The organism is Aestuarium zhoushanense (assembly GCF_056431045.1).
Genome location: NZ_JBWKMA010000023.1, coordinates 316,646 through 328,749, shown reverse-complemented (window position 1 = coordinate 328,749; position 12,104 = coordinate 316,646). Strand labels below are relative to the sequence as shown.

The 12,104-nt window shown below is 55.4% G+C and carries 13 protein-coding genes and 1 tRNA gene; 8 read left to right on the top strand and 6 right to left on the bottom strand.

Features of this window, described 5'->3' with window-relative positions; genetic code table 11:
- Positions 1 to 106 precede the first annotated feature (106 nt).
- Positions 107 to 931, top strand: a complete 825-nt coding sequence (locus AC07ED_RS13270) for a DUF6473 family protein (protein WP_105234104.1) — start codon at positions 107 to 109, stop codon at positions 929 to 931.
- 54 nt (positions 932 to 985) lie between these two features.
- Here the strand turns inward: AC07ED_RS13270 and AC07ED_RS13265 are convergent, their stop codons facing one another.
- From AC07ED_RS13265 to AC07ED_RS13240, 6 genes are all read right to left on the bottom strand, one after another.
- Positions 986 to 1,912, bottom strand: coding sequence for an electron transfer flavoprotein subunit alpha/FixB family protein (locus AC07ED_RS13265; RefSeq protein ID WP_105234105.1), 927 nt, complete (start codon positions 1,910 to 1,912; stop codon positions 986 to 988).
- The gene (locus AC07ED_RS13260; protein WP_067548142.1) at positions 1,912 to 2,670 is read right to left on the bottom strand and encodes an electron transfer flavoprotein subunit beta/FixA family protein; all 759 of its coding nucleotides are present in this window, start codon (positions 2,668 to 2,670) and stop codon (positions 1,912 to 1,914) included. Before AC07ED_RS13260 ends, AC07ED_RS13265 begins: the two co-directional genes overlap by 1 nt.
- A 245-nt stretch (positions 2,671 to 2,915) precedes the next feature.
- Positions 2,916 to 3,488 (bottom strand): cob(I)yrinic acid a,c-diamide adenosyltransferase, encoded by a 573-nt coding sequence (locus AC07ED_RS13255; protein WP_105234106.1) that lies wholly within the window; start codon positions 3,486 to 3,488, stop codon positions 2,916 to 2,918.
- A 31-nt stretch (positions 3,489 to 3,519) separates the two neighbouring features.
- Positions 3,520 to 3,717 (bottom strand): twin transmembrane helix small protein, encoded by a 198-nt coding sequence (locus AC07ED_RS13250; protein ID WP_067548148.1) that lies wholly within the window; start codon positions 3,715 to 3,717, stop codon positions 3,520 to 3,522.
- Between the two features lie 60 nt (positions 3,718 to 3,777).
- Positions 3,778 to 4,605 carry an SDR family NAD(P)-dependent oxidoreductase gene (locus tag AC07ED_RS13245; RefSeq protein WP_105234107.1) on the bottom strand — a complete coding sequence of 276 codons (828 nt, stop codon included), beginning with the start codon at positions 4,603 to 4,605 and terminating at the stop codon, positions 3,778 to 3,780.
- 30 nt (positions 4,606 to 4,635) lie between these two features.
- Positions 4,636 to 5,076: an SH3 domain-containing protein gene (locus AC07ED_RS13240; protein WP_245918103.1), complete on the bottom strand. Its 441-nt coding sequence runs from the start codon at positions 5,074 to 5,076 to the stop codon at positions 4,636 to 4,638.
- A 172-nt stretch (positions 5,077 to 5,248) separates the two neighbouring features.
- Here AC07ED_RS13240 and parC point away from each other — a divergent pair, with 172 nt between their 5' ends.
- The 7 genes from parC to secE all read left to right on the top strand — a co-directional run bounded on the left by parC (position 5,249) and on the right by secE (position 11,953).
- Positions 5,249 to 7,555 carry a DNA topoisomerase IV subunit A gene (gene parC, locus AC07ED_RS13235; protein ID WP_105234108.1) on the top strand — a complete coding sequence of 769 codons (2,307 nt, stop codon included), beginning with the start codon at positions 5,249 to 5,251 and terminating at the stop codon, positions 7,553 to 7,555.
- Positions 7,556 to 7,632: 77 nt separating this feature from the next.
- Positions 7,633 to 8,253, top strand: a complete 621-nt coding sequence (locus AC07ED_RS13230; RefSeq protein WP_105234109.1) for a hypothetical protein — start codon at positions 7,633 to 7,635, stop codon at positions 8,251 to 8,253.
- A gap of 91 nt (positions 8,254 to 8,344) precedes the next feature.
- Positions 8,345 to 9,520: an elongation factor Tu gene (tuf, locus tag AC07ED_RS13225; RefSeq protein ID WP_105234110.1), complete on the top strand. Its 1,176-nt coding sequence runs from the start codon at positions 8,345 to 8,347 to the stop codon at positions 9,518 to 9,520.
- 105 nt (positions 9,521 to 9,625) lie between these two features.
- Positions 9,626 to 10,615: a zinc transporter ZntB gene (locus tag AC07ED_RS13220; RefSeq protein ID WP_105234111.1), complete on the top strand. Its 990-nt coding sequence runs from the start codon at positions 9,626 to 9,628 to the stop codon at positions 10,613 to 10,615.
- A gap of 71 nt (positions 10,616 to 10,686) precedes the next feature.
- Positions 10,687 to 10,762 (top strand) — tRNA-Trp (locus AC07ED_RS13215).
- 34 nt (positions 10,763 to 10,796) lie between these two features.
- Positions 10,797 to 11,684, top strand: coding sequence for a hypothetical protein (locus tag AC07ED_RS13210; RefSeq protein ID WP_105234112.1), 888 nt, complete (start codon positions 10,797 to 10,799; stop codon positions 11,682 to 11,684).
- Positions 11,685 to 11,758: 74 nt separating this feature from the next.
- Complete coding sequence (secE, locus tag AC07ED_RS13205; RefSeq protein ID WP_105234113.1) at positions 11,759 to 11,953, top strand: preprotein translocase subunit SecE; 195 nt, start codon at positions 11,759 to 11,761, stop codon at positions 11,951 to 11,953.
- Positions 11,954 to 12,104 lie beyond the last annotated feature (151 nt).

Sequence of the window (12,104 nt, the reverse complement as noted above, 5' to 3'; positions counted from 1 at the left end):
TTCAAGGCGGCAGTTTCCTTAAACATTGTTCTAATTCCCAAGTTTATCCATTTGGCAAGGTTTGGGGCCGACTCTCAGCAGTGGTGAGTGAAAACTGGTGGGAGCCATGAGACATGAAAAACTGGAGGCAGCGGGCCTCGATTATGCTGTGTGTAGGTATGGTGGGTCGCGATTACTGTTTCGCGGGCCCAAGCGTCCGACCGACAAGCCGTATATCACTTTTGTGGGCGGCACGGATGTCTTTGGGAAGTATGTCGAGAGGCCGCTTCCAGTTTTGGTCGAGCGTGAAACAAAGCGCAGTTGTGTTAACTTAGGGGTTCCGAACGGTTCAGTGGACGTTCAGTTGAATGATCCCACGATGATGGAGCTTTGTCGTCGTGCGGAGCTTTCCGTGATCCAAATTACAGGTGCTCAAAACCTATCGAACAGATTTTACCGCGTTCACCCCCGCAGGAATGATCGCCTCATTGAGGCGTCGACTGTGTTGCGCGCGCTTTATCCTGATATCGATTTCACCGAGTATAGTTTTACGCGGCATATGCTGTCCGCGCTGTTCCTGCGATCACCGAAACGGTTTGCAACGATTCAAGCGGAGCTCGAATTGGCGTGGTTGTCGCGGATGCGGACAATGTTGACGACGGTCGGGCGGCGTGTGGTGCTGCTCTGGTGGTCGGATCGGCCGCTCACGAATGCCCCTTGGTATCAGCGATCAGACCCGTTTCGCGGCGACCCGATGTTTATTACGCGATCGATGGTGCAAATGTTGCGGCCGCTGGTGAAAGGGATTGTTGAGGTTGAACCCATGCTTCCAGACGGATGCGCGGGGCTGATTGTGCCAGACGGTGAGATGCCCGCCGCTGCTGAACGTCTTCCTGTCAGGGCCCATGCGATTGCGGCTCAGAAGATTGTTCCGTTGATCAATCGGTCATGAAAAAACCCGCGCTAAAAGCGCGGGTTTTGTTCTTATGTCATTTGTCCCGAAGGATCAAACCTTCCCGGTCAGTTCCGGCACGGCGTCGAAGAGGTCGGCGACGAGGCCGAAGTCTGCGACTTGGAAGATCGGGGCTTCTTCGTCTTTGTTGATTGCAACGATGATCTTCGAGTCTTTCATACCAGCAAGGTGCTGGATCGCGCCCGAGATACCGCAAGCGATGTATACTTCAGGAGCCACAACCTTGCCCGTTTGACCAACCTGCCAGTCGTTCGGTGCAAAGCCAGAGTCGACCGCTGCGCGCGATGCGCCAACAGCTGCGCCCAGTTTGTCTGCGAGAGCTTCGATGATTTTGAAGTCCTCTTCGGAGCCAACACCACGTCCACCCGATACGACGATCTTGGCCGAGGTGAGTTCTGGACGGTCGCTTGCTGCAACTTTGTCCTCAACCCATTCTGACAGGCCGGTGGAGGCTGCAGTGCTCAGTCCTTCAACAGGGGCAGAGTTGCCGTCAGCCGCTGCCTCGAACGAGGTGGTGCGGATGGTCATGACCTTCACGCTGTCAGCCGATTTCACGGTCTGGATGGCGTTGCCTGCGTAGATCGGGCGTTCGAATGTGTCGCCGTCAACAACAGCCGTCACGTCCGACAGGATCATCACATCTAGCAGGGCTGCAACGCGCGGCAGGATGTTTTTCGCATCCGACGCCGAAGGTGCTGCGATGTGGCTGTATGCGCCAGCCATCGACACGATCAGGTCAGCGGTCGGTTCGGCCATAAGGTGGCAGAAGCCGTGGTCGCCAGCAAAGATAACCTTTGCCACGCCTGCAATGGTCGCAGCCTCGGCAGCAGCAGCGTCACCGCCTTCGCCAGCAACGAGAACATGCACATCACCCAGCGCCGCAACCGCGGAAACGGTCTTGGATACTGCGTCTTTGGCCAATTGGCCGTTCGCAACGTCTGCGAGAAGAAGAACAGCCATTAGAGTGCCCCCGCTTCTTTGAGTTTCGATACCAGTTCGTCAACCGAACCAACCTTGATGCCAGCCTGACGAACCGGCGGCTCGGAGGTTTTGACAACGGTCAGGCGCGGAGACACGTCTACGCCGTAGTCTGCTGCGGTTTTCTCATCGAGAGGCTTTTTCTTCGCCTTCATGATGTTCGGCAGCGACGCATAACGCGGTTCGTTCAGGCGAAGGTCAGCGGTGATAACGGCAGGCATTTTAACCTTAACGGTCTGCAGGCCGCCGTCGACTTCGCGGGTAACCGTTGCGGTGTCGCCATCAACAGCAACTTCCGACGCAAAGGTCGCCTGCGACCAACCCAAGAGCGCTGCCAGCATCTGGCCAGTTGCGTTCATGTCGTTGTCGATCGCTTGTTTACCTGCGATGATCAGGCCCGGATTTTCCTCTTTCGCAACAGCGGCGAGGATCTTCGCAACAGCGAGAGGTTCGATGTCCGTGTGAACGTCGTCCGCAGCGGTCACAAGAATTGCGCGGTCAGCACCCATCGCCAGAGCAGTCCGCAGGGTTTCCTGCGCTTGCTTTACGCCGATCGAAACAACGACGATCTCGTCAGCTTTGCCTGCTTCTTTCAGACGGATCGCTTCTTCAACAGCAATCTCGTCGAACGGGTTCATCGACATTTTTACGTTCGCAAGATCAACTCCCGTGCCGTCCGCTTTCACGCGAACTTTCACGTTATAGTCAATCACGCGCTTAACAGGCACGAGGACCTTCATCGGCGGTAATCTCCCTTTTAAATGTGCCACTCAAGGGACACTCTCGGTAGGTTGTTAGCAAGCGCAGAACATGGAAAACAGTGCAAAATCGACGCGGCAAGACGCTAAGACGCCACGTTTTGCATCGGTTCAATGCGTATAGCTCATGATAATAGGACTGTTAGCGACGCAACTATGTTGCGCCGCGGCATGAGCAATTGGTCGTAGAGTTTGTCTGGGCGACTGATTCTGTTGGAATCAGGCAATCAACGGTTCGCGCCAGGCACCCACAGAACGTCGGATTTGCCCGCGTCATTCGCCATGCGAGCGGCAACAAAGAACCAGTCTGACAGACGGTTCAAGTATTTCACGCCAATGTCATTGACGGATTCCATGCTCGCCAATTCGACCGAAAGACGTTCAGCGCGGCGGGCAACGGTGCGGCACAGGTGAAGATGTGCCGACAGGGCCGATCCACCCGGTAGAATAAAACTGCGGAGCGGTTCGAGCTGCGCGTTCATGGCGTCAATCTCAGCCTCAAGGCGATCAACTTGGCTCTCGACCATGCGCAATACGGGGTAGGGCGCGTCTGCATCTTTTTCCATGTCAGGGCGGCACAGGTCTGCGCCAAGGTCAAACAGGTCGTTCTGGATTGCTGAAAGCTGCGCCGCGATCTCGGCGCTTGCATGCAGGCGGGCCATACCCACGGTCGCATTCAATTCATCCACAGTTCCGTAGGCCGTAACGCGGGCAGAGTGTTTGGCCACGCGGCTACCGTTACCGAGAGCAGTTTCACCTGCATCGCCAGTCTTAGTGTAGATTTTGTTGAGAACGACCATTCTGAACCCCTGTTATTTGCGCAGGTAGAAATTATTTGCGCAGGTAGAAAATTGCAGCAATCAAAGCCACCGCAACGGCCTGCGCGTAGATGCGGTATCGCATGATCTTGTTCGATTGCTTGCCAGAGTCCGCTTTGCCAACGCCAAAGGTCCCGAGGCCCCACATCAAAATGAGGGCTACGGCCACAACCGCAATCAGGACGATGAACTTAAATGGCTCGTTGAACATAACGGGCTCCCTCTGTGATTTGATACCGATGTATCACGCAAGGTTGGAAAGAAAAGGGTTTCAGCCTTTTGCGATCACCCAATCCAGAAGGCGCGTGGGCAGTAACCGTCTGAGGTTGCCCATAAGATAGGTCGGTGTTGTGACGTAATAGCGCGGCTTTGGATTGGCCGACGTCAGAGCGTGAAAAATCTTTTTCGTCACGGCCGATGCGGGCAATTCGAAGGTGTCGGGGCCAGTGTCCTCATAGAGGCGTGCCTTCAGCGTTTCATATTGGGCGGCACGTGCGGAGTTCGCGGTGTCGATCCATTTCTCGAAATGTGGAATCGCATTTGCCCTGATCTTGGACGTGATCGGACCGGGTTCGATCAGGATGACTTTGATCGGCGTGTCGCGCATTTCGATGCGCAGCACATCGGTTAATCCCTCCAATGCGAATTTGGTCGAGACGTAGGCACCCCGCCAGCTGAGACCTACGAGGCCGAGAACGGAAGAACAGTTGATGATGCGTCCGTGGCCTTGGGCGCGCATGACCTTGATCACTTCGCGCGTCAGGTCGTGGGTGCCGAAGAGGTTCGTTTCGAAAATCTCACGCAATGCACCAGCGGGCAGATCCTCAACGGCGCCAGGGCAAGCAAAGGCAGCGTTGTTGTAAAGCGCATCCAATGTGCCGCCCGTGGCAGCGAGCACTTCGGCAAGACCACTGCGGATCGATTCAGGATCGGCGAGGTCGATCTGCGGCGCGTCAAAGCCTTGTGCCTTCAGGCGATCACAATCTTCGGCTTTGCGGCAGCTGGCAAAGACATGCCAGCCCGCTTCACGAAGGCCATGTGCGGCGTCATAGCCAATTCCAGAAGAGCAGCCGGTGATAAGAATGGATTTCTGTGTCATACCGACTTGTCGCTTTATGTCGCGCTGATCTCAAGCGTCGTTTTCATCAAGAAAGCGTGCAGCCATCCATCCAACGCGTCCCGTCTCGATAACGCGCAAATGTGCCCAACCGTTGCTGAGGGTTTCGAGAACCTCAACCTCGGTGCCGCGATCTAGCCTAGCCGAAATGCCATAGCTGGTTCCCGGACCAGTCCGCATGTTCACACCCGCACCAGCGACGGTTCTGACGTCAAAGATAACCTCTGGAACTGGGGTAGGCTCGGCAATTTCGGCCACTTCGGTCTGATCTAATGACACCAAAACGGTGCTAGAGGCAAAGCCGTCTGGCAGATCAGCGGAATCGCGAGTTACGTCAATAATCGCTTCGCGACTACGTTCGGGCCGCACTTCGGCTTCGAAATCGGCCCCGCCTGACAATTCATAAAACGCGAGACCTAAAAATAGAAAACTGGCAGTCAAAAAAATACGCACGGAAACATCCCCCAACACAACCGTAACATGATTAATGTATCACTTTTCGCGCATAGCGTCACGATTGAAAACCAGAGAATGAGTGGTCTCTGAAAGTGTTGTAAAATGGTCGAAAATGACTTTGGCGCAAATCGCGCTGGAAACAGAAAAGACCAGCCGTTAGACAACATGTATGACCGACAGCACAGACAACACCGAAATCGGCTTTACCGAGCATAAGGAAACCCTTCGCCGCGCAATTGGTGAACGGTACCTGACATACGCACTGTCCACGATTATGCACCGTGCGTTGCCCGATGCGCGTGATGGTCTAAAGCCTGTTCACCGCCGAATCCTTTTTGCGATGCGCGAACTGAAACTGTCGTCGACAGGCGGTTTCCGTAAGTCTGCTAAGATCAGCGGTGACGTGATGGGGAACTATCACCCGCACGGCGATATGGCGATTTACGATGCGATGGCGCGTTTGGCGCAGGACTTTAACGTCCGTTATCCGCTCGTGGATGGTCAGGGTAACTTTGGTAACATCGACGGCGATAACCCAGCGGCGAGCCGATACACCGAAGCGCGGATGACCGCTGCTGCTGAAGCGCTGCTCGATGGTCTGAACGAAAACGCTGTCGATTTTCGTCCGAACTATGACGGTACGCTTGATGAGCCGATTGTTCTACCTGCGGCGTTCCCGAACCTGTTGGCAAACGGGTCGTCGGGCATTGCAGTCGGTATGGCGACGAACATCCCGCCGCATAACATTCACGAATTGATTGACGCGTGTCTGCATCTGATCAAAGCGCCAGATGCGCGGGATGAAACGCTGCTCAATTACGTTCCGGGTCCAGATTTCCCGACAGGTGGCGTGATCGTTGAGACCCGTGAGAGCATCGCTGAATCCTACCGCACGGGCCGCGGCTCGATCCGTCTGCGTGCGAAATTCGAGATTGAGGACCTAGGGCGTGGGATGTGGCAAATCGTTGTCACGGAAATCCCCTATCAGGTTCAGAAGTCCAAGCTGATCGAAAAGCTGGCCGAGGTCATTCAGACTAAAAAGGTACCGCTGCTCGCTGATGTGCGTGACGAATCTGCAGATGACGTTCGCATCGTGCTCGAGCCGCGTGCAAAGACCGTCGATCCCGAAGTGATGATGGGCATGCTGTTCCGCAATTCAGACCTAGAGGTTCGGTTTAGCATGAATATGAACGTGCTGATTGACGGGCTGACGCCGAAGGTGTGTTCGATGAAGGAAGTCCTGCGGGCGTTCCTCGATCACCGTCGCGACGTTCTGCAGCGCCGCAGCCAGCACCGTATGGATAAAATCGACCACCGTTTAGAGGTGTTGAAAGGCTTGATCATTGCCTTCCTCAACCTTGATCGCGTGATCGACATTATTCGTTACGACAACGATCCCAAAGCCGCTTTGATGGGCGAGGATTGGTCGACCAAGCGAGTGCGTGCGACCTCTGAAAAAGACTACGTGTCGCCGCTGCCGTCTAAAGGCGGCGAACTCACTGAGGTTCAGGCCGAAGCTATCCTCAACATGCGTCTGCGCAGCTTGCGCCGTCTCGAAGAGATGGAGCTGGTCCGTGAACGTGATGCGCTGTTGGCAGAGCGCGAAGAGCTTGCCGAGCTGTTGGGTGACGAAGACAAACAATGGGCGAAAATTTCCGAACAACTGCGTGAAACGCGCAAACAGTTCGGCAATAGCGCTCCACGCGGTCAGCGCCTAACGACCTTTGCCGAAGCAGGCATGGTCGAAGATGTACCGATGGAAGCGATGATCGAACGTGAACCGATAACGGTGATCTGTTCGAAAATGGGTTGGATTCGCGCGATGAAGGGGCATCAGGCCCTCGATTCCGAATTCAAGTTCAAAGACGGTGATGAGGCGCGTTTTGCATTCCATGCGGAGACGACCGATAAGTTGATAGTGGCTGGGTCGAACGGCCGCTTCTTTACTGTTCTCGGCGCGAACCTACCTGGTGGTCGCGGTATGGGCGAACCTGTTCGCCTGATTATCGATCTCCCCAACGAAGCCGAAATCGTCGACATCTTTACGGCTAAGGCAGGGCGTAAGCTCCTCGTTGCCTCGTCGGATGGTGATGGTTTTGTCGTCGCAGAGGACGATGTGATCGCGCAGACCCGTGCAGGCAAACAAGTGCTGAACGTCAAAGACGGCGTTGTGCTAAAGGTCGTGAAGCCAGTCGCGGGCGATCATGTCGCCGTTGTCGGTGAAAACCGTAAGGTTCTCGTCTTTGCGATTGATGAACTGCCTGAAATGGGTCGCGGCAAGGGCGTTCGACTGCAGAAATACAAAGACGGTGGTTTGTCGGATGCGACGACATTTACGCTGGCCGAAGGGCTATCGTGGCGCGATCCAGCAGGCCGTACCCGCACCGAACCTGATCTCGCAGAGTGGCTCGGCAAACGGGCGGGGTCTGGTCGAATGGCGCCGCGCGGCTTCCCGCGTGACAACCGCTTTACCTAAATGTGAAGGCTGGACACGCTTGTGTGGAGCTGTCCCGTCCTTTACCGATCAAGGTTGAAATATTCGGAGGTCATTTGATGCGCAAAGTTCTGTCCCTGCTCGCCCTGTGCGTTCTCGTGAGCGCCTGCGGGCGGATGCGCGATGACCTTACGGAGGCTCCCGAGCCGATCGGCAATTTCCTAATGGGGTACAATATCACCGTAGCCAATGACCCGACCAAAGGGCCGTTTTCGCGCGATGTAACAAATGAGGAATGGAAAGCAGCCGTTGAGGGCGCGATCCAGAATCGCCTCGGTCGGTATGATGGCGACGCTTGGTTCCATGTCGCTGTCGGAGTTCAGGGCTACGTCGTTGCCATGCCCGGCATTCCGCTGATCTATTCGCCGAAATCCGTTCTGGTGATTGGCGTGACCTTCATCGAGGACGCCACCCAATCAAAATTGAACGAAGAGCCGATTCAAATGACGGTCTTTGAGCCGTGCTGCACGCCAATTCTGGGCTCTGGCCTGACACGATCCCGAGAAGAACAGATCGACGGGCTCGCGTTCAACGCAGCAAGGGCTATTGAGCGATACATGCGCGAGCACGCTGACCAATTCGGTGGCGTTCCAGAGGTTCTTGAGGATGACCCGACGATCATTGAGGGGACGGTTTCGTTGGAAACACCGACAGAAGTTCCGCAAGAACCCGTCAACTGACTCTTGATTTCCGTTCCTTTTGCCAATACATCGCCCGCGATGTTGAAACGGGCCTGTGGATAGGCCCCCGAAATCACGAGGCGCCAACCAGATGGCTAAAGGTAAGTTTGAACGTAACAAACCGCACGTTAACATCGGCACGATTGGCCACGTTGACCACGGTAAAACCACATTGACCGCAGCAATCACCAAATACTTTGGTGACTTCCGCGCATACGACCAGATCGACGGCGCACCTGAAGAAAAAGCACGCGGCATCACCATTTCGACCGCTCACGTTGAGTACGAAACCGAGACCCGTCACTACGCACACGTCGACTGCCCAGGCCACGCTGACTATGTTAAGAACATGATCACTGGTGCTGCTCAGATGGACGGCGCGATCCTGGTTGTTAACGCTGCTGACGGCCCGATGCCGCAGACCCGCGAGCACATCCTTCTTGGTCGTCAGGTTGGCATCCCGCACATGGTTGTCTACATGAACAAAGTTGACCAGGTAGACGACGAAGAGCTGCTCGAGCTGGTTGAGATGGAAATCCGTGAGCTTCTGTCGTCCTACGACTACCCTGGCGACGATATTCCGATCGTTAAAGGTTCGGCTCTGGCTGCTATGGAAGGCCGCGACCCTGAGATCGGTGAGAACTCGATCCGCGCTCTGATGGAAGCCGTAGACACCTACATCCCGACTCCGGCACGTGCAGTTGACCTGCCGTTCCTGATGCCGATCGAAGACGTGTTCTCGATCTCGGGCCGTGGTACTGTTGTGACCGGTCGTGTTGAGCGTGGCGTAATCAACGTTGGCGACGCGATCGAAATCGTTGGTATCCGCGACACCAAAACCACCACCTGTACTGGCGTTGAAATGTTCCGCAAACTGCTTGACCGTGGTGAAGCAGGCGACAACATCGGCGCGCTTCTGCGTGGCGTTGACCGTGACGGCGTTGAGCGTGGTCAGATCCTGTGTAAGCCGGGTTCTGTTAACCCGCACACCAAGTTCGAAGCTGAGGTCTACATTCTGACCAAAGAAGAAGGCGGCCGTCACACTCCGTTCTTCGCGAACTACCGTCCGCAGTTCTACTTCCGTACGACTGACGTCACCGGTACCTGCATCCTGCCGGAAGGCACCGAGATGGTTATGCCTGGCGACAACCTGAAACTGTCGGCAGAGCTGATCGCGCCGATCGCAATGGAAGAAGGCCTCCGCTTCGCGATCCGCGAAGGCGGCCGTACCGTTGGTTCGGGCGTTGTTTCCAAAATCCTCGCTTAATTCGCGATTGATTTGAAAATCACGAAGGGCCGTCCTAAAGAGGGCGGCCCTTTTCTTTTGCGTTCTGACTTGGTTTGGTTGGGGCAGACCTGAACAGAGGCGCACATGTCAGATACTCCCGTTCTATTTTCGCGCGTTTTGCAAGACGGCCAGTGGCTGGACCCGTCGGCAGATGAGACCATCGCGCAAGCCTTGCGGGAAGATCGACTGGCGTGGGCGCACATCGACGGGAAACACCCTGATGCGGCAGATTGGATATCCCACGAGTTGGACTATCTCGACCTGCAGGCCAGAGAGGCGTTGTTGGATGTCGATACTCGCCCTCGCGCAAAAACGCTAAGCGACGGGATGTTTGTGATCCTTCGGGGGATCAATTTCAACGAAGGCGAAGACCCCGAGGACATGGTGTCCGTCCGAATGTACATCGACGACCATCGGATTGTGACCGTTGCCCGAAAACGGGTGATGGCAATTGAGAAGCTTCAAGAGATGATGGAGGGCGGGCAGGGGCCAGCCACAGCGGGTGAGTTCCTCGTCCTTTTGGCAGAAGACCTCGTTGCTCGCATTTCCGAGTTTCAATCCGAACTCGACTCGACGGCGAACGACCTCGAATATCGGGTTATTCGGGAGAGGGGCGTGAACTTGCGGCAGGATGTGGCCAACCTGCGCCTCCAAGTGATCGCTGCGCGGCGATATGTGGGGCCGCAACGAGATGCGCTCAAGACAATCGCAGAATCGCCCTCCAAGGTGATTGATCACGATACGCGCCGCGAAATCGAAGAAGAAATGCTCAAGATGACGCGCGTGGCCGAAGATATGGACGAACTCCGTGATCAAGCTCTTGTGTTGCGTGAAGAATTGTCAGGCCAACTAAGCGATCAGGTGAATAGAAACACCTTTGTCCTATCGATGTTGTCAGCGGTTTTCTTGCCGCTCGGGTTTTTGACGGGGCTATTTGGCGTGAATGTTGGCGGGATGCCGGGTGTAAGCAATGCTCATGCCTTCTTCCTCCTCTGCCTGTGGTGCGTCGGAATTTTCGTTCTTCAGATCAGCCTTTTAGGGCTTTGGCGGTTGTTTACTCGTCATCGGAAGTGAAGGATTGTGACGAAAGGCAATTTGGGGCCTTGATTCCCCCTGTTGCCTGTTTTAATCACCGCCTCGGCCATAGGGGTATAGCTCAGCTGGTAGAGCGACGGTCTCCAAAACCGTAGGTCGCGGGTTCGAACCCTGCTGCCCCTGCCACTTCGGTCCTAGTTGGACCTAAGAGGAGTTCTTAGTGCCTCGACAGATCGAACTTTCCTTGCATCTCGGTCCGCACAAAACTGCGACGACGCATTTGCAGCGTTCGATCCTCAATCACCAAGAAGAGATTATTGCCGCTGGCGTTCGGGCTTATGGTCCAGATTATTTGCGTCAACGTGGTCGAAACATCCCTAATTTGTTTGGTTTGACCCGTTGGGGCGCGCGGCGTGCAGCGCGACGTGAGCCAATGGATCAGCTCAAGTTCTTAGCAAAGTCGGGTTGGCGCGTGTTGCTGTCCGAAGAGAACTTTCTGGGGCAGTTGCATCGCGATGATGGCACGTTGGCGTTGCCCGTTTACAGTGAGGCTGCAGAACGCATTTCGGATCTCGCCTCAAATTTTCCAGGCGTGGCTGTGCGCGTGTTCCTTGCGGTCCGCCAGCCCGACACGTTCCTAGAATCGGCTTATTCGCAAACCCTCTTTGCTGGGAAGTTTCTGCCGCCTGATCAGTTTCTCGCGCAGCATCAGCCCGATCAGGTTGATTGGGCTCACATGATGGCAGCGATTTCGGCGATTCCCAACGTATCGCTGCATGTGTGGCGCTATGAGGACTACCATCAGGTCTTTCCGACCCTGATGAAACGGATGTTGCGCTGGAAGCTAGGCGGAACGGTCAAACCGTTTGGGCGTACATTGCACGCGGGTCTGTCTGTACAGGCGGTCGAACAGGTTATGGCTTGGGCACAGGAGGGGCGCGAGGGTGCATTGGCGATGGACGCACGCAAGAAGTTACCCGTTGGGCCTGATCGCCCGCGGTTCACTCTTTATGATCAGGCGACAAAGGATGCGGCGGCTTTGGATTATCAGAGGCAATTCGACACCATTTGTCAGTTTCCCGACATTGATGTGATCCGCCCCGCCTGAGGTGCCGCTTAAGGCAAGGGTTGAATTGCCCGCCTGAACTGCGTAAATGCGGCCCGTAACGCAGAGGATACATCATGGCACGGACTAACCCCGTTCAATTCATCCAACAGACCCGCGCAGAGATTGCGAAAGTGGTTTGGCCGACCCGCCGCGAAGTCGTGCTGACGACTGTTATGGTCTTTGTGATGACCGTGCTTTTGGCGCTGTTCTTCTCCGCAACGGACATGCTGATCCGTTTCGGTTTGTACGATTTGATCCTTAATCGTTAATTCGCCCATCAGCGAAAATCGGCTAACCCCCCTTGTAATCATAGGGTTACGGCGGTAATAGCCACAAACTCCGGATGGGCGTGCGGCGAATCGTGTTGCGCGCCGATTTTCTTTTGTCCGGGAACGGTGGCGCAAGCTGCTGTGTTATAAT

Coding starts and splice junctions, on each gene's coding strand:
- AC07ED_RS13270 (WP_105234104.1), top strand. CDS start 107: ATGAGACATGAAAAACTGGAGGCAGCGGGCCTCGATTATGCTGTGTGT.
- AC07ED_RS13265 (WP_105234105.1), bottom strand. CDS start 1,912: ATGGCTGTTCTTCTTCTCGCAGACGTTGCGAACGGCCAATTGGCCAAA.
- AC07ED_RS13260 (WP_067548142.1), bottom strand. CDS start 2,670: ATGAAGGTCCTCGTGCCTGTTAAGCGCGTGATTGACTATAACGTGAAA.
- AC07ED_RS13255 (WP_105234106.1), bottom strand. CDS start 3,488: ATGGTCGTTCTCAACAAAATCTACACTAAGACTGGCGATGCAGGTGAA.
- AC07ED_RS13250 (WP_067548148.1), bottom strand. CDS start 3,717: ATGTTCAACGAGCCATTTAAGTTCATCGTCCTGATTGCGGTTGTGGCC.
- AC07ED_RS13245 (WP_105234107.1), bottom strand. CDS start 4,605: ATGACACAGAAATCCATTCTTATCACCGGCTGCTCTTCTGGAATTGGC.
- parC (WP_105234108.1), top strand. CDS start 5,249: ATGACCGACAGCACAGACAACACCGAAATCGGCTTTACCGAGCATAAG.
- AC07ED_RS13230 (WP_105234109.1), top strand. CDS start 7,633: ATGCGCAAAGTTCTGTCCCTGCTCGCCCTGTGCGTTCTCGTGAGCGCC.
- tuf (WP_105234110.1), top strand. CDS start 8,345: ATGGCTAAAGGTAAGTTTGAACGTAACAAACCGCACGTTAACATCGGC.
- AC07ED_RS13220 (WP_105234111.1), top strand. CDS start 9,626: ATGTCAGATACTCCCGTTCTATTTTCGCGCGTTTTGCAAGACGGCCAG.
- secE (WP_105234113.1), top strand. CDS start 11,759: ATGGCACGGACTAACCCCGTTCAATTCATCCAACAGACCCGCGCAGAG.